This is a genomic window from Corynebacterium sp. H113, from assembly GCF_037572315.1.
Taxonomy (GTDB): Bacteria; Actinomycetota; Actinomycetes; order Mycobacteriales; family Mycobacteriaceae; genus Corynebacterium.
Genome location: NZ_JBBHKZ010000002.1, coordinates 990,635 through 1,007,083, shown reverse-complemented (window position 1 = coordinate 1,007,083; position 16,449 = coordinate 990,635). Strand labels below are relative to the sequence as shown.

14 protein-coding genes are annotated in these 16,449 nt (G+C 57.4%); all 14 read right to left on the bottom strand.

The genetic code is table 11. The features are described from left to right. Nucleotides 1-24: 24 nt before the first annotated feature. Nucleotides 25-1,062, bottom strand: a complete 1,038-nt coding sequence (ribD, locus tag WG938_RS05760; RefSeq protein WP_339978397.1) for a bifunctional diaminohydroxyphosphoribosylaminopyrimidine deaminase/5-amino-6-(5-phosphoribosylamino)uracil reductase RibD — start codon at nucleotides 1,060-1,062, stop codon at nucleotides 25-27. 9 nt (nucleotides 1,063-1,071) lie between these two features. Next, on the bottom strand, nucleotides 1,072-1,740 hold the full coding sequence (rpe, locus tag WG938_RS05755; RefSeq protein WP_339978395.1) for a ribulose-phosphate 3-epimerase: 669 nt from the start codon (nucleotides 1,738-1,740) through the stop codon (nucleotides 1,072-1,074). 36 nt (nucleotides 1,741-1,776) lie between these two features. Then, nucleotides 1,777-3,267: an RsmB/NOP family class I SAM-dependent RNA methyltransferase gene (locus WG938_RS05750; RefSeq protein ID WP_339978393.1), complete on the bottom strand. Its 1,491-nt coding sequence runs from the start codon at nucleotides 3,265-3,267 to the stop codon at nucleotides 1,777-1,779. Beyond that, nucleotides 3,268-4,212, bottom strand: coding sequence for a methionyl-tRNA formyltransferase (gene fmt / locus WG938_RS05745; protein WP_339978391.1), 945 nt, complete (start codon nucleotides 4,210-4,212; stop codon nucleotides 3,268-3,270). Further along, on the bottom strand, nucleotides 4,212-4,703 hold the full coding sequence (def, locus tag WG938_RS05740; protein ID WP_339978389.1) for a peptide deformylase: 492 nt from the start codon (nucleotides 4,701-4,703) through the stop codon (nucleotides 4,212-4,214). Before def ends, fmt begins: the two co-directional genes overlap by 1 nt. Nucleotides 4,704-4,757: 54 nt before the next feature. Next, the gene (locus WG938_RS05735) at nucleotides 4,758-6,815 is read right to left on the bottom strand and encodes a primosomal protein N' (RefSeq protein ID WP_339978387.1); all 2,058 of its coding nucleotides are present in this window, start codon (nucleotides 6,813-6,815) and stop codon (nucleotides 4,758-4,760) included. Nucleotides 6,816-6,824: 9 nt separating this feature from the next. Then, complete coding sequence (gene metK / locus WG938_RS05730) at nucleotides 6,825-8,039, bottom strand: methionine adenosyltransferase (protein WP_339978385.1); 1,215 nt, start codon at nucleotides 8,037-8,039, stop codon at nucleotides 6,825-6,827. Between the two features lie 40 nt (nucleotides 8,040-8,079). Further along, nucleotides 8,080-9,348 (bottom strand): bifunctional phosphopantothenoylcysteine decarboxylase/phosphopantothenate--cysteine ligase CoaBC, encoded by a 1,269-nt coding sequence (gene coaBC / locus WG938_RS05725; RefSeq protein WP_339978383.1) that lies wholly within the window; start codon nucleotides 9,346-9,348, stop codon nucleotides 8,080-8,082. Nucleotides 9,349-9,429: 81 nt separating this feature from the next. Continuing rightward, nucleotides 9,430-9,708, bottom strand: coding sequence for a DNA-directed RNA polymerase subunit omega (gene rpoZ / locus WG938_RS05720; RefSeq protein WP_339978381.1), 279 nt, complete (start codon nucleotides 9,706-9,708; stop codon nucleotides 9,430-9,432). Between the two features lie 101 nt (nucleotides 9,709-9,809). After that, nucleotides 9,810-10,382, bottom strand: a complete 573-nt coding sequence (gmk, locus tag WG938_RS05715; RefSeq protein WP_339978379.1) for a guanylate kinase — start codon at nucleotides 10,380-10,382, stop codon at nucleotides 9,810-9,812. 5 nt (nucleotides 10,383-10,387) lie between these two features. Further along, the gene (gene mihF, locus WG938_RS05710) at nucleotides 10,388-10,714 is read right to left on the bottom strand and encodes an integration host factor, actinobacterial type (protein WP_339978378.1); all 327 of its coding nucleotides are present in this window, start codon (nucleotides 10,712-10,714) and stop codon (nucleotides 10,388-10,390) included. A gap of 329 nt (nucleotides 10,715-11,043) precedes the next feature. Next, on the bottom strand, nucleotides 11,044-11,898 hold the full coding sequence (gene pyrF, locus WG938_RS05705; protein ID WP_339978376.1) for an orotidine-5'-phosphate decarboxylase: 855 nt from the start codon (nucleotides 11,896-11,898) through the stop codon (nucleotides 11,044-11,046). Between the two features lie 3 nt (nucleotides 11,899-11,901). Continuing rightward, nucleotides 11,902-15,243, bottom strand: coding sequence for a carbamoyl-phosphate synthase large subunit (carB, locus tag WG938_RS05700; protein ID WP_339978374.1), 3,342 nt, complete (start codon nucleotides 15,241-15,243; stop codon nucleotides 11,902-11,904). Between the two features lie 21 nt (nucleotides 15,244-15,264). After that, entirely contained in the window at nucleotides 15,265-16,443 is a 1,179-nt protein-coding gene (carA, locus tag WG938_RS05695) for a glutamine-hydrolyzing carbamoyl-phosphate synthase small subunit (protein WP_339978859.1), read from the bottom strand. Nucleotides 16,444-16,449 lie beyond the last annotated feature (6 nt).

Sequence of the window (16,449 nt, the reverse complement as noted above, 5' to 3'; positions counted from 1 at the left end):
ATAAACCAGGTTGCTTAGTCAACCTCAGGTGCGTACTGCTTTGATGAGGACATCGTCGCCAAGCGTGGACACACTGACCGTTCGGAACCGAGTGATGTCCGCGATGTTGGTGGTCTTGCCGGTGTCAACAACAGCGGTGCCGGCGCCCAACACACTTGGGGCTACGTAGCTTTCGATAGCGTCCACGAGTCCTGCGTCAAGGAATGCGCCCGCAAGACGCGGTCCGCCTTCGACGAGAACGTCGATAAGCCCTAGGTCAGCCAGCACATCAACGACCTGTTCCATGTCGCGTGCTCGAATATGACGGAAGTTGTCGCCGAGAATGGCAGCGTCCTCAGGAATTTCGCTGTGTCCGACAACAATTCGTAGTGGCTGATGCTCGTACAACTCACCATTCGGTTTGCGGGCTGTCAACCGCGGGTTATCAGCGAGCACAGTGCCAGTGCCGACGATAATCGCATCTCGACGCGACCGATCCAGATGCACTTCCGTTCGTGCCTTCTCCCCGGTAATCCACTGCGACGAGCCATCGGTTGCCGCTGCCAAACCATCCACAGTGCCCGCAGTTTTCAGCGTGATGTGCGGCCGACGAGTCGCCTGCCAATGCAACCACGGCCGCAACACACCATCAGCGACGTCGGCTGCAAGCACACCACGAACAACCTCAATGCCTTGGTGCTGCAGCCACTCTTCGCCACCGGTTGCCACTGGATTCGGATCCGAAACAGCGAATACAACTTTCGCGATGCCAGCATCCTTCAACGCCGTCGTACATGGCGGAGTCTTTCCATGGTGATGACACGGCTCCAGCGTGACGACGGCCGTACCCCCTGTAGCGCGAGCGCCCGCCTGGCGGAGCGCCTGAGGCTCGGCATGAGGACCGCCTGCCGGATCAGTAGCAGCGACACCCACGGGGATTCCGGTCGCGTCGAGTACGACGCAACCTACCGCAGGGTTAGGAGATGTCGTTGCTTTGACCCGCTTTGATGCAGCGATAGCAGTGCGCATCGCTTGGTCAATAGACAACGGCGTTGCTGCCGTGAGATCAGTAAAGACAGGCATGACTGAACACTAGGCCTTGCGTGCAGCGGTAGCGAGTGCGCGGAGGTTCTCGATTTCATCGTTAGGAACGGCTGCACCGTAGACCGCAGATCCAGCAACGAACGCATCACAACCGGCTTCAGCAGCAGCTTCGATGGTCTTCGCAGAGATACCGCCGTCAATTTCGATGATGGTATCGATGCCATCGGCATCGATACGCTGGCGAAGTGCGCGTACCTTCTCCAACTGGTCCGGCATGAACGACTGGCCACCAAAGCCAGGCTCGACACTCATGACCAACACCAAGTCAAACTCTGCCAACTTGTCTAACCACGGCTCAATAGGCGTGCCAGGACGCAACGAGATGCCTGCTTTGACTCCGCGCTCCCGCAGATGACGAGCAAGTGCAATGGTGTCTTCGGCGGCTTCCACATGGAAAGTCACACCTGCAGCACCATTATCGATGTAGCCGTCAACCCACTTTTCAGGGTTTTCGATCATTAAATGGACATCAAGTGGCTTATCCGTGACCGTGCCCACCGCTGCCATCACAGGCACACCGAAGGACAGATTAGGGACAAAGTGGCCGTCCATGACGTCGACGTGAATCCAGTCAGCGTTCGACACTGCTTCGATCTCGCGGTCCAGCTTCGCGAAGTTAGCGGAAAGAATTGACGGGGCAATGATCGGGTTGCTCATGCCTTGAGCTTACCCGTTGCAGCTCCGTCCCTAGCGTTAACCCTTCTTGCGCAGAACCGCGAAAAACATTGCGTCCGTGCCGTGACGATGCGGCCACATCTGTACCGATGGACTGGCTCCCACGTCGGTCATCGGTGCAACGAGATCGTGCGCATCGAGCTCTTCGACATTCAACGTGCGGACTGCCTTATCAACGATGCCCCTCGTCTCTCGAAGATGCGGAGAACACGTCGAGTAGACAATGATGCCACCTGGCCGCGTCAACTCCACAGCCTTGGCAAGAAGCTCATTCTGAAGCTTCACCAAACCGGCAATATCCTTGTTTGACTTACGCCACCGAGCTTCAGGGCGACGTCGTAAAGAACCCAAGCCGGAACATGGAGCATCGACCAGAACGCGGTCGTAGCCTGGTTCCATACCAGGGTCGCGACCGTCGGCAACGTGGACCGTGACAGGTAGTCCCTTAGTGGAATTCGACACCAGGGTGGCACGCTTTTCGCTTACCTCAATGGCATCCACAGTTGCGCCATCTATCGCTGCGACGGAACCTAAGTACGCAGCTTTACCGCCCGGACCAGCACAAAGATCTAGCCAGCGACCCGTATCTTGGCCCTCAACTTCAGCCTTGACGACGGCGCGCGCAATCAGCTGCGACCCCTCATCCTGCACCGCAGCGAGGCCGTCTCGAACGGGTTCTAACTGGCCTGGATCGCCGGATTCAATGCGGACACACGTCGGCGACCATGGCCCCTGCTCACCGCCAGTGATGAGCGCGAGCTCCTCCGCGGTGATCTCACCGGGACGAGCGACGAGATGGACAATTGGGCGTTCGTCGTCTGCTGCTAAAGCGCTCGACAACTCTTGAGCCTGAGCGCCAAGCGATTGAGCGAACGTATCGGCAATCCACCGCGGGTGGCTGGTCCTCAACGCGAGATATCCAACCGGATCCTGTTGTGGATCTGGGCCGATCTTCTGTAGCCACTCCTGCTCCGTATGCCGGGATACATTGCGCAAAATTGCGTTGACGAAACCCTTGGCACCCGGCGAACTAACAATTGCAGCTGCCTTGACTGATGTATCGACAGCAGCATGTGCACCCACACGGGTACGAAGAAGCTGATAGGCCCCCAGACGAAGGACATCGAGCAACGGAGGGTCGATGTCTTCCAACGGGCGCGTGGATGCAGCTGCAAGAATCTGATCGAGAAGGCCTTCAGCACGAAGCGTGCCGTACGTGATTTCAGTAGCGAATGCTGCATCACGGCCGGATAGCTTGTGCTTGCGCAGCAATTTCGGCAGGAGCAAGTTGCCGAACGCGCCCTGCGAGCGGACTTCGCTCAAAACGTCCAGTGCAATCTTGCGGGGAAGATCAATGCGATTCTGACCATTGTTGTGACTGCTTCGCTGGCCACCGCCACGGCGGGCACCCTGATTGCGCCCACCGTGGTCCCCGCTGCCTCGCTGACCACGACGCTGACCATCCGAATTGCGTCGCCTATTGCCCCGTGACTTTCCTTCTTCAGCCATCTAGCCCAAGACCTTTCCCGTTGGGTTTGCGCCACGCGCCCAATCAATAGCATTCATCATCTTCTTGCCAAATGGCTGCGCGCGCACCAGCTCTACCGCAGTGTTTCCACCCGCGCCAACGAGCACCCGCTTCTTTTCTACGTACAACTCACCGGGTGCAAGCTGCTTCTCGACGTCGCTATCAGCAACGTTGGCTAGACGGAGCTCACCTACCTTGAAACGCTCGTCGTCAAGCAGAGTCCAGGCACCAGGCGCTGGCGTGTGGGCGCGCACCGCACGGTCGATGATGTGGGCAGGAAGAGTCCAATCGATCTGGGCGTCTGCGGGGTGAATCTTGGCGGCGTAACTCACTCCATCTGCAGGTTGAACTTCGGGGCGGAGCGTGCCGGCTGCGAGGCCGTCCATCGTGGCGCACAAAAGGTCGGCACCGGAGTAAGCGAGCCGAGTAAGCAGATCATCGGCTGTATCAGTTGGCTTGATCACTTCAGTGACTTTGCCGAGGACAGGGCCAGTATCGAGACCTTCATCGATGCGGAACGTGGAGGCACCGGTGATGTCATCGCCAGCGGCGATTGCCGCTTGAACTGGTGCTGCGCCACGCCATGCTGGGAGCAGCGAAAAGTGCAGATTAACCCAACCGTGAGCGGGCAACTCGAGTAGGTCTTTCGGAACGAGATTGCCGTAGGCAACAACCGGAATACAGTCAGGAGCCAGTTCAGAGAGTCGCTCGCGAGCCGACTCGTCGCGCAGATTCTCCGGTGTAAGCACCTCGATACCGTGCTTGACTGCAATTTCTTTCACTGGAGATGGGCGCAGCGTACGCTTCCGCCCGAAAGGGGCATCGGGGCGGGTCAATACCGCAACGACCTCATGGTCAGGGTGCGCAATCAGTGCTTCCAGAGCTGGAACTGCCGGCTGTGGTGTGCCCGCGAAAATCAACCGCATTAAAACCACTCCTGCTGACGAAGCTGCTTCATAGCTGACTTGCGCTCTTCCTTATCGAGGCGCTTCAAGAACAACACGCCGTCCAAGTGATCCGTCTCGTGCTGAATACACCGGGACAGCAGGCCTTCACCTTCTACTGCCACTGGAACGCCTTTGCAATCCTGACCGGTAACCCGCACCTTGGCAAAACGAGTGGCCTTTGCATTGACGCCGGGAATGGAGAGGCACCCTTCCTCTTCGAACAGAGTGTCTTCGCCGATAGCTTCCCACTCGGGGTTCACAATGTGCCCACGGACACCTTCGCAGTCGTAGACGAATACGCGCTGGAGCACTCCGACCTGGTTGGCGGCGAGGCCGACCCCGCCTTGCTCATCCATGGTGTCCAACATGTCGTTCACCAATGTTTCCAATGTGTGGTCAAAATCTGTGACCTCATCTGCACGAGATACCAAGACGGGATCTCCAAACAAGCGAACACTGCGAACGGTCATGTGGCTACACCAACTCCTCTACCTAACTTCTAGAGTTTCATCGTATCCCAGCAGCTATCCGAAACGAACTGGGTCAACAATCACCCGCACAGGTGTTGGCTCCTTGTTTGTGGCTCGAACGCTTTGTGCTTCCCGCAACCGAGCGCCCAACTCTGCAGCTTGGGATCGTTGCACCCGTACTAGCAGCCGACGAATCGGCGTTCCTGGCTCAACACCTGCTGGAGGACGCATAGTCGCTGGCAGCTCAACTGGGCCCAGCAGCTCTGCCCCTTCCGGAGCGCGGAAATCAGCCGCGAACCGATCGATCGCCCGCGCGGTGCCGTCGATAGCCGCCATCGATGTCGCTGGTGGCAACCCAGCGGCTGCCCTATCTGCAAGTTCACGTTCCGCAGCGGCGACAATATTCCAGCCCAGCAAGTCATGCACCACGGGAACCGCCGCGTCCGCATCGATGATGACATGTCCGCCGTCAACCCCAGGCCGAGTTAAGGCTACGGCTTTTGCCCAGGTCGCCAGCGCGTCTTCGTCGGCACGCAGATCCTGATGTCCCAGCGTCACCCAGGTATCCAGAATCAACGTGGTTCCGTACCCTCCCTCAACGTGAGGTTCAGCACCCGGCGTTGCGACGACGATCCGTCCACCAGTGGGAATCTCCGTCACAATGTGATCGCCCGACGACATCACAACAGGAAAAGGACGAAATGCGAGTCCCATCTCTTCAGCCGTGCGATCGGTTCCGAGAATCGTAGGCCTGATGCGCGGTGAACCGCACTCGTGACAACGATGATGGACATCGATGCGGCCACACCAACGGCACGTTGGTGGAGCGGGTTCATCAGGATTCTTACTTGTCGGAATACCGAGCGGGCCATTGCAGTGACGGCACCGTGCGGGCGTGCCACAGCGTTGGCAGGACAGCGTGGGCATGTAGCCCTTGCGTGGAACTTGCACGAGCACCGGTAGGTCAGCGCGCAGTGCCGCGCGGGCATGTCGAAATGCTGCAGCAGGAAGTCGGGAACGAGACATGTTTTCTGGATCAGCAATCGAATCTGACGACGCGATCATCACAGGCATGCGTTGTTCCAAAGCTTCCGTGGTTGCGACTAAATTGTGCGCCCACCGTGAATCGACCAGTTGCTGCATCTCAGCTGAACGGGTCTGTGATCCCATCAGCAGCGCGCATCCCTCTTGTTGACTACGTGTCACTGCGACCGTGCGGGCATGCGCATATGGTGCACGCGGATCGGCGAGGTTATCGTCGGCGTCGTCAAGCACCACTAACAGACGCAGATTGAGCACAGGAGCGAACACCGCAGACCGTGTGCCAATCACGAGTCGGCCCTGGCCATGCAAGATGTCAAGGTAGCGGCGATAGCGAGATTCCGGACCCGTGCCTGCTGCCAGCGTCGTGATTTGACGTGGCGACACGAAGTTGCGCAGCTCTACGTCGAGCTGGTCGATGCGTCGCTGATCGGGCACCACAATCAAGACACCGCCACCTGCACGCGCCACAGAGGCAGCTAACTCAGCGATGCGGAGTGTGGTGTTCTCCCCTGGTGTTGGATGCCAAGCAGCACGCGCCGGCTGCCCGTCAAGTACAGCTGCAATATAGGACTGCGCATACGCGTAGGCATTCCAGGAACTAACATCGATATCTTCGGTAACAAGTGCGCCCAGCTCCTCCCATGTCGGAGGCTCATACGGTTCGTTGTCATTGCTGTGGTGCTTCAGACGTTGCTTCTCTGCACGCGCGTGCCGCGTCGGTACTGCGGACCGGATGATATCCGAACGCACCCCACCGTAATACTGCGCTAGCGTATCGACGAGTCGAGCCAGTTGAGGTGGATAGACAATTTCTGGCGAGATCACGTCTTTCAGAGGTGTCAGCCGGCCCTGGTGAGCTGGCTCCTTCACTCTTTCCAACACGATGCCATTAACGAGCTGGCCATTGAAACGGATCCGAACCCGAACTCCTGGTTGTGCAGCTGCGTCGTGTTCCGGCTTCACCAAGTAGTCGAAAGGCCTGTCCAACTGGGGTAAACCCAACAAAGGCAAAACCCGAGCGACGGGCAACGCGGGGGTTGCTTCATCGGCTCGGGTTTCGTTACTCACGGTGGCCTATCATAGGCCAGCTGCAGCCTTCAGGTCATCAACGCGGTTCAGTCGTTCCCACGGAAGATCAAGATCGGTACGACCAAAGTGGCCGTATGCAGCTGTCGCTGCGTAAATAGGACGCTTCAAATCAAGATCACGAATGATGGCTGCTGGACGCAGATCGAATACCTTGTCTACAGCCTGTTCGATGACTTCGGCCGGTACCTTTCCGGTACCGAAAGTCTCGACATACAGGCCAACTGGATTCGCGCGGCCAATGGCGTAAGCAACCTGGATCTCAGCACGGTCAGCGAGGCCAGCGGCAACGATGTTCTTTGCTACCCACCGCATGGCGTAGGCAGCGGAGCGGTCCACCTTCGATGGGTCCTTACCGGAGAATGCGCCACCGCCGTGACGAGCCATGCCACCGTAGGTGTCCACGATGATCTTGCGTCCCGTCAGACCGGCATCGCCCATCGGTCCACCGACGACGAAGGAACCTGACGGGTTAATGAGCAGTGTCAGCTCATCAGTGACCATGTGTTCCAGGTTGGTTTCCTTGATCACCCACGAAATCACGTGCTCGTGTAGTTGTTGCTTCAGCCAGTCCTGAGTGATGCCTGGATCGTGCTGAGTAGAAATTACGATCGTGTCGATGTACTTCGGGCTGTTATCGACATCGTAAGCAAGCGTCACCTGGGTCTTTCCATCTGGGCGCAAATGCGGGACAATGCCCTCCTTGCGTACCTGTGTCAGTCGACGAGCCAGTCGATGTGCCAGCGCAATGGGCAGTGGCATGAACTCAGGAGTTTCATTTGTCGCATATCCGAACATGAGGCCCTGGTCACCAGCACCAGCGAGGTCTTCTTCTTCGAGCTCGGCTCCTGCGGCATCACGCGCTTCAAGCGACGTCGTTACGCCATCCGAGATTTCAGCGGACTGCTCGCCAATAGATACCGATACGCCACACGTCGTGCCGTCGAAGCCCTTTTCAGACGAGTCGAAGCCGATATCACGCAGTCGCTCGCGGACAATGCGTGGAATATCCACGTAACCTTCCGTCCGAACTTCACCGACAACGTGCACCAGGCCGGTGGTAACGACTGTCTCGACAGCAACGCGGCTATGCGGATCCTCAGTCAGCATTGCGTCCAGGATTGCATCCGAAATGGAGTCGCAAATTTTGTCCGGGTGGCCCTCAGTGACGGACTCACTGGAGAAGAGGCGCAGGTGACGTGCCACGGTACTTCCTTCTATTGCAGCGATAATAACCCTGCTCAGTCTAGACTAAGCGGTTCACTATTGTCACAACGTGGTCCAGCAAATGCGACGCCACTTCATACTTTGTGCCGAAAGGCACATCAACTACTGCACCGGTCGAATCTAACAGCCATCCGACGTTGTCGTCCGAGCCAAATGTCTTGCCTGCGGAAACATCGTTACACAGCAAAACGTCACAGCCCTTCTTTGCCAGCTTGACCTTTGCAAACTCCAGCGGAGTGTGGCTGTCGTCGCCAGTTTCGGCGGCGAAGCCGACCAGGACAGTGGAGGCAGGAATCTCTCCAGCTTCACGACGCTGCACCGTCGTCGCCAAAATATCTGGGTTCTCAATCAGATCAATCCGAGTCAGCGCATCATCGGCACTGCCCTTCTTCATCTTCGAGGTCGCTTCGTTAGCCGGCCGGAAATCAGCGACCGCCGCCGCGAAAATGCACACGTCCGCTTCTGGTGCAGCGTCTGCTACCGCCTTCTCCATCTCGCGAGCTGAACCAATTAGGACCACATTCGCGCCAGCAGGTACCGGCAATTCGTCGGTAGCGCCGGCAATGAGCGTGACATCCGCGCCACGCGCAGCTGCCACTTCAGCAATAGCGTAGCCTTGACGCCCCGACGAATGATTTCCGATAAAGCGCACCGGATCAATCGCCTCGCGGGTACCACCCGCAGTGATTACGACGTGCTTGCCCGCGAGATCCTGTGCAAAAGCCTGTGGTGCACGTGCAGCCAACAACGCCAACTTTGCAATTTGTTCGGGCTCTGGCAAACGTCCGGGACCCGTGTCCTTGCCTGTCAATCGGCCATGTGCCGGTGGTAGCACGATCTTGCCATGGCGACGTAACGTAGCGACGTTATCCTGAGTCGCCGGATGGTTCCACATCTCGGTGTGCATGGCCGGAGCAAAAACTACTGGGCAGGTGGCAACAAGCAACGTTGCAGTCAGCATGTCATTGGCCTGTCCATGCGCCGCTCGAGCCATCAAATCTGCGGTGGCAGGCGCGATGACGATAAGGTCTGCGTCCTGACCGACGCGAACGTGCTGCACTTCGTCCACTGCTTCAAAGACTGTCGTCGCTACGGGGTTGCCTGATAACGCTTCGAATGTCGCAGCGCCCACAAACTTCAGTGCAGATTCCGTTGGCACCACGCGGACGGAATGACCCCGCTCGGTGAAGGCACGTACCAAATGGCAGGCCTTATACGCAGCAATGCCGCCGGCTACACCGACGACAATCTTCAACGAAGTGGAATCATCGGGGTAGCCAGCGGCCATTGTGTTGAGTTCTCCTGTGTACGTACCTGCGGGTTAATTACCCAAGGATACGTGCAAGGCTAACTAGTTTCTAGCTGTTTTCTAGCCTTCGGTGTGCTCCAGCAGACCTGCGTTGATTTCGCGCAGCGCGATGGAGAGTGGCTTCTCAGCCACAGCCGGCGTCACCAGCGGACCTACATACTCCAACATGCCGTCATCGAGCTGCTGGTAGTAGTCATTGATCTGGCGAGCGCGCTTCGCAGCGAAAATCGCGAGGGCGTACTTCGACGATGCCTTGTCCAGCAATTCATCGATTGGTGGGTTGGTAATACCAACTGGCGGGTCAAAGACTGCCTCAGTGGTGGTGCTGTCCTGGGTCACGTAAACGATCTTCCTGAACTAGAAATTAATAAGAATGAGAAATTGGCTAGAGCCGTGATATCAAGTGTATCCCTGTGAACTCCAGCCCAAAATAGTCCGCGTCAGTTCGAACCCGTCAGTGCGGCTGCGATAGCTGCAACTGCATCGTCAACATTGTCATTGACCACGACGGTGTCGAATTCTCCTTGGGCATCCATTTCGGTGCGTGCGGTTTCGAGACGCCGAGCGATATTCTCTGCCGATTCGGTACCACGTCCGGTAAGACGCTCGACCAAAATGTCCCAGCTAGGTGGGGCCAAGAATAGCAAATGTGCATCTGGCTGAGCCTGACGAATGCTGCGAGCACCCGCGAGATCCACCTCCACGAGAACAGGACGGCCTTGCGCCAATGCATCTTCTACTGGCTGTCTCGGTGTGCCTGAACGCTGCAAACCACCATGAATATCAGCCCACTCCAGCATCTCATCGTTGTCGATGCGATCCTGGAAATCATCAGCACTGACGAAGAAATAGTCGCGTCCTTCAACCTCTCCCGGTCGAGGTGACCGGGTAGTCATAGAAACGCTGAAATACAGCCCCGGAACTTCGGAACGAAGCCGGCCAACAACGGTTGACTTCCCGACTCCGGCAGGACCCGCAAGTACCACGAGCCTGGCAGATTCAGTCCCGGTCATATTGCCTAGTCCTCGACGTTGTAGCCGAAACGCTCCAGCAATGCACGACGCTGGCGGTCGCCCAGACCACGCAGACGACGGGTCTGTGCGATCTCGAGGTCAGTCATGATGTCCTGGGCCTTGACCTTACCCACCTTTGGCATTGCCTCAAGCAGTGCCGAGACCTTCATCTTGCCGATGATCTCGTCTTCGTCAGCCTGCTTCAGGACCTCTGGCAGATCGGTTGCGCCACGCTTCAGCTTGTCCTTGAGCTCTGCACGGACCTTGCGAGCCTGAGCTGCCTTTTCGAGGGCTGCTGCACGCTGCTCTGGGGTCAACTGCGGAAGGGCCACGGTTCCTCCGTTATTTCGTAGGTTAATTGGTCGGTATAAAAAGCTACCGGTTCGATGATTAGTCGAACTGGAGGGTGACCGTACACGAGAACGATTGAGGTTTGTCAATCACTCGCGGTGACACACCAGAAAAGTGAAATATATTTCACCGCTTCGGGTGGTGCCACCTGCGTGAACAGGTCAGCTTTGGCGATTGTAGCACCCAAATGCCAGATAATTCGAAACAAGTAAACGACCCCAGCCTGTTTGTATCCAATTTGAATACCTGCAGGTGGGGCCGTTTCGCTCTGAACGACACGGATCGTAGCGTCGCTACGGGTGCTCATGGTTTAGACAGGGAACTCCGAAGCAATCCGCGCAACGGCTTCCCGAAGCGCCTGAACACTCGGTCCAGTCTTCAAAATCCCACGTGAGACGCTTGGCAGAGCTAACCGAGCAGACGCTCCCACCAAACGGTTCACATCCTCCGCTCCGGCACCCTGTGCACCCACACCAGGCAACAGAATCGGACCTGACAGCTCGTCCAAATCGGGCGACTCCACCAGGGTTGCACCAACGACGACACCCACTGATCCAGCACGCGCGCCGGCCGCCATCGACCGCTTGTTAACACTCGATGCCGAATCGACAATCAGCTGTGACAGGGAGCGCTGTTCCCCATCTTCCCGCGTGACGACGGCTGTCTGCACACTGGCACCCTCTGGATTTGAGGTGGCAGCCAGAACAAACAGACCACGGCCTGTCGCTTCAGCCATCTCGAGGGCAGGATCCAGGGATCCGAATCCGAGATACGGAGACACAGTGACGGAGTCCGCAGCCAATGGCGAATCGTCGGAAAGCCAAGCCTGAGCATAAGCAGCCATGGTGGACCCGATGTCGCCTCGCTTGGCATCAGCAAGAGTTAACGCTCCACCGGATGAGAGATCGGCTAGTGCTTGCTCCAGCACTGCGAAACCACCGGAGCCGAAGGCCTCGAAAAAGGCGACCTGCGGCTTCACCAATGCTGCGGTATCGGCAAAGGCCTCTACGCAGGTGTTAGTGAAGGTCTTCAAGCCGTCAACATTGACTGGAAGTTCCCATGCCTCGAGGAGGCTTGGGTGTGGGTCAATGCCTACGCACAGCCGACCACGCTGCTCGGTAGTGTCAAGCAGCCGATCGCCGAACGGAGCACGAGGTGTACTCATCACTTACCCCTTGAGCGACTGCAGCTGCTGCAAAGCGCGGACAGTAACAGTGTCGTTAGTGATGGCCGAGATGCCCTGAACAGCGGCGACAGCTCCCTGAACAGTGGTTACACAAGGAATGCCCATCTTCACTGCTGCTGCACGGATCTCATATCCGTCAGAGCGAGCACCTGCAGAACCGGAAGGAGTATTGATGATCAGGTCGATTCCACCGTCCCGGATGATATCCACGATGGTTGGTTCGCCTTCCACCTCTGATCCCTGAGCCGTCTGCTTATTGACGACCTCGCAGTCGATACCATTGCGACGCAGCATGCCTGCCGTGCCGTGCGTAGCGACGATGCGGAAGCCCTTCTCTGCCAAACGCTGGATTGGGAAGACCAAGGTGCGCTTGTCGCGGTTAGCGAGCGATACGAAGATTGTTCCCTCGGTCGGCAGATCGCCGAACGCTGCCGACTGCGACTTCGCGAAGGCAGCTCCAAAGTTATCGGCGAGACCCATAACTTCGCCGGTGGACTTCATCTCTGGGCTCAGCAGGCTATCGAGAGCCTTGCCATCGAAGCCCTGGAAGCGATTGAACGGCAACACTGCTTCCTTGACTGCGATTGGAGAGTTCTCTGGCAACGAGCCACCATCGACGCCCTCTGGAATCATGCCTTCAGCGCGCAGTTCCGCAATCGTGGCACCCATCATGACACGAGATGCAGCCTTGGCCAGCGGCACAGACGTTGCCTTCGAAACGAATGGCACAGTACGAGAAGCACGTGGGTTGGCTTCGATGACGTACAGAGTGTCGTCCTTCAGTGCGTACTGAACGTTCATCAAGCCCTTGACACCGATGCCATGAGCCAAAGCCGCGGTGGATTCACGAACAAGGTCGATGATGTTCTCACCCAAGGTCATTGGTGGCAGCGCACATGCGGAGTCACCGGAGTGAATGCCAGCTTCTTCGATGTGCTCCATAACGCCACCGAGGTAAACCTCAGTTCCATCGCACAGAGCGTCGACATCGATTTCGATGGCGTTGTCCAAGAAGCGGTCCACCAATACTGGGTGCTCGCTGGACAGTTCCGTTGCGCGGTTGATGTAGTCTTCGAGAGTTTCCTCGTCGTAGACAATCTCCATGCCTCGGCCACCAAGAACATACGAAGGACGAACCAACACTGGGTAACCAATGCCTGCAGCGACTTCGCGTGCCTCTTCGAAAGACGTTGCCGTGCCAAACTTTGGCGCTGGCAGACCAGCAGCTTCCAGGACCTTGCCGAACTCACCACGGTCTTCTGCAAGGTCAATAGCCTGTGGCGACGTACCGACGATTGGCACACCAGCAGCTTCAAGACGCTCGGCGAGACCCAACGGAGTCTGGCCACCCAACTGGACGATGACTCCTGCGACGGTGCCCGACTGTGCCTCTGCGTGGTAGACCTCCATGACATCCTCGAACGTCAGTGGTTCGAAGTAGAGGCGGTCGGCGGTGTCGTAGTCAGTAGACACGGTCTCTGGGTTGCAGTTGACCATGACGGTTTCGTAGCCCACTCGCGACAGCTCGAGTGCTGCGTGGACACAGGAGTAGTCGAACTCAATACCCTGGCCGATGCGGTTCGGACCCGAACCAAGGATGATGACCTTCTCGCGCTCGGTCTGTGGTGCCACCTCAGACTCTGCGGCGGAATCAAGCTCATACGCCGAGTAGTGGTACGGCGTCTTCGCTTCGAACTCAGCGGCGCAGGTATCAACAGTCTTGAATACAGGGTGAATGTTCAGACGCCAGCGCAGCTGACGAACGCCCTCCTCGCCTGCCATCTCTGGACGAAGCGCTGCAATCTGGGCATCCGACAGACCCCAGTACTTTGCTTCGCGCAGTAGTGCCTCATCGACGACTGGTGCGTCGAGAAGCTGTTGACGAATGTCCTGCAGGTTTTCCATCTCAGCGATGAACCATGGATCCAGTCCGGAAGCTTCGTGGATCTGCTCGATTGATGCGCCGAGGCGCTGTGCCAACTCGACGTCGTAGATGCGGCCTTCGGTTGGTCGCTTGAGGTCTTCCAAGACAGCGTCGAGGTCGTTGGCGCGCTCGCCTGCGAAGGACTCGTCGGATGCGGTCCAGAAACCGTTTGGCTTGTTCTCGAGGGAACGCATGACCTTACCCAGCGCACCGATGTAGTTGCGCCCGATGGACATAGCTTCACCGACGGACTTCATGGTGGTGGTCAAGGTGTCGTCGGCGCCGGGGAACTTCTCGAAAGCAAAGCGTGGAGCCTTGACGATGACGTAGTCTTCGACAGGTTCGAATGCAGCAGGCGTAGCACCAGTGATGTCATTGGTGATTTCGTCCAGCGTGTATCCGATTGCCAGCTTCGAAGCAATCTTTGCGATTGGGAAGCCAGTTGCCTTCGATGCCAGTGCCGAGGAACGAGAGACGCGAGGGTTCATCTCAATGGTGATGATACGGCCATCGCGTGGGTTCACAGCGAACTGAATGTTACAGCCACCGGTATCGACGCCGACCTCACGAATGATGGCGATACCCTGGTCACGCATGGTCTGGTACTCACGGTCGGTCAGGGTCATGCCTGGTGCAACAGTGACAGAGTCACCAGTGTGGACACCCAGTGCATCCACGTTCTCGATGGAGCAGATCACGATGACGTTGTCTGCGCTATCGCGCATGAGCTCCAGTTCGAATTCCTTCCATCCGAGGATGGATTCTTCGATGAGGACGTTTGCTTCTGGAGATGCAGCGAGACCGCCACCTGCAATGCGCTCCAGGTCTTCCTGGTTATATGCAAGACCAGATCCGAGGCCACCCATAGTGAATGATGGGCGGACAACAACGGGCAAACCAAGCTCGGCGACAGTTTCGTGGACTTCCTCCATGCTGTGGCAGACACGGGAACGAGCGGACTCGCCACCGATCTTGGTGACGATGTCCTTGAACATCTGGCGATCTTCACCGCGCTGAATAGCTGGAATATCAGCGCCGATGAGCTCGACTCCGTACTTTTCCAACACGCCTTCGCGATCAAGCGCGATAGCTGCATTCAGAGCAGTCTGGCCACCGAGGGTTGCCAAAACAGCATCGATTGGGTGGCCTTCAGCCTTCTCCTTCTCGAAAATCTTCTCGATGTAGGAGGTTTGAATTGGCTCGATGTACGTTGCATCAGCGAACTCTGGGTCCGTCATGATGGTTGCAGGGTTCGAGTTCACCAAGGTGACCCGGAGTCCCTCTTCCTTCAGTACGCGGCAAGCCTGGGTACCGGAGTAGTCGAATTCACAAGCCTGTCCGATAACAATCGGGCCAGAGCCGATGACCAGTACGTGATTAATGTCTGTACGACGTGGCATGGTGTTTTGCTCTAGCCTTTCCTAGTTCTCGGAGTTCTTGGTCGATGCGATGAGCGTCATGAAGCGGTCAAATAGATTGCGTGCATCATTCGGACCAGCTGCGGACTCCGGGTGGTACTGCACCGAGAATGCCTTACCGTTCAGCAGGGATACGCCCTCGACGACGTCGTCGTTAAGGCAGGTGTGGGTGACCTGTGCTGGGCCCCAAGGTGTCTCAAACGTCTTGCCAGCTTCACCTTCGAGCGCGAAGCCGTGGTTCTGCGCGGTGATGTAGATGGTGTCGTCGGTGTGATCCTTAACAGGCACGTTGATACCGCGGTGTCCAAAGCGCATCTTGTAGGTGTTCATACCGAAGGCGCGGCCAAGGATTTGGTTACCGAAGCAGATACCGAAGAGTGGCATATCGTCGTTCATGACGTCCATTGCTACCTGCACCATTTCATCTGCAGTTGCGGGGTCGCCTGGGCCGTTCGACAGGAACACACCGTCTGGGGAGTACTTTTCCTTGATCTCCTTGTACGGAGTATTGGCAGGCACCATGATGACCTCTGCGCCCCGCTTAGCTAGCTCGCGTGGGGTGTTCTGCTTGATGCCCAAGTCATAGGCAACAATGGTTGCCTTCTTTTCGCCTTCTGGCTTGACGACGTAAGCTTCGTCGCACGTAACGTCTGCTGACAGGTCTGCGCCTGCCATGGATGGCTGCGACTTAACGATCTCGACGAGTTCTTCGACCGGCTGTGTTGCAGCTTCACCGCTGAAGATGCCGGCTGCGATCGAACCATTGTCACGAAGATGGCGAACCAGAGCACGAGTATCGATTTGGCGGATACCAACGATGCCCTGTGCCACCATCTCGTCAACCAGGCTGCGCTTAGCTCGCCAGTTGGAAACCGTACGAGACAGGTCACGAATGACGTAGCCAGCTACCCAAATCTTTCCGTCACGAGACTCAGAGTCTTCGTCGTTCCAACCGGTGTTACCGATCTGCGGGGCAGTTGCCACCACAATTTGACGGTGGAAGGAAGGGTCGGTCAGTGTTTCCTGGTAACCGGTCATTGCAGTCGTAAAGACTGCCTCACCGAGCGTCTGCCCGGTTGCGCCGAATCCACGGCCTCGGAAAACTCGGCCATCGGCTAGGACCAGTACGGCGGGAGTATTAGCCCCTGCTGGCTCTTTACTCACTTCACTGCCTTTCTGCATTGGGGT

Coding starts and splice junctions, on each gene's coding strand:
- ribD (WP_339978397.1), bottom strand. CDS start 1,062: ATGCCTGTCTTTACTGATCTCACGGCAGCAACGCCGTTGTCTATTGAC.
- rpe (WP_339978395.1), bottom strand. CDS start 1,740: ATGAGCAACCCGATCATTGCCCCGTCAATTCTTTCCGCTAACTTCGCG.
- WG938_RS05750 (WP_339978393.1), bottom strand. CDS start 3,267: ATGGCTGAAGAAGGAAAGTCACGGGGCAATAGGCGACGCAATTCGGAT.
- fmt (WP_339978391.1), bottom strand. CDS start 4,212: ATGCGGTTGATTTTCGCGGGCACACCACAGCCGGCAGTTCCAGCTCTG.
- def (WP_339978389.1), bottom strand. CDS start 4,703: ATGACCGTTCGCAGTGTTCGCTTGTTTGGAGATCCCGTCTTGGTATCT.
- coaBC (WP_339978383.1), bottom strand. CDS start 9,348: ATGGCCGCTGGCTACCCCGATGATTCCACTTCGTTGAAGATTGTCGTC.
- gmk (WP_339978379.1), bottom strand. CDS start 10,382: ATGACCGGGACTGAATCTGCCAGGCTCGTGGTACTTGCGGGTCCTGCC.
- pyrF (WP_339978376.1), bottom strand. CDS start 11,898: ATGAGTACACCTCGTGCTCCGTTCGGCGATCGGCTGCTTGACACTACC.
- carB (WP_339978374.1), bottom strand. CDS start 15,243: ATGCCACGTCGTACAGACATTAATCACGTACTGGTCATCGGCTCTGGC.
- carA (WP_339978859.1), bottom strand. CDS start 16,443: ATGCAGAAAGGCAGTGAAGTGAGTAAAGAGCCAGCAGGGGCTAATACT.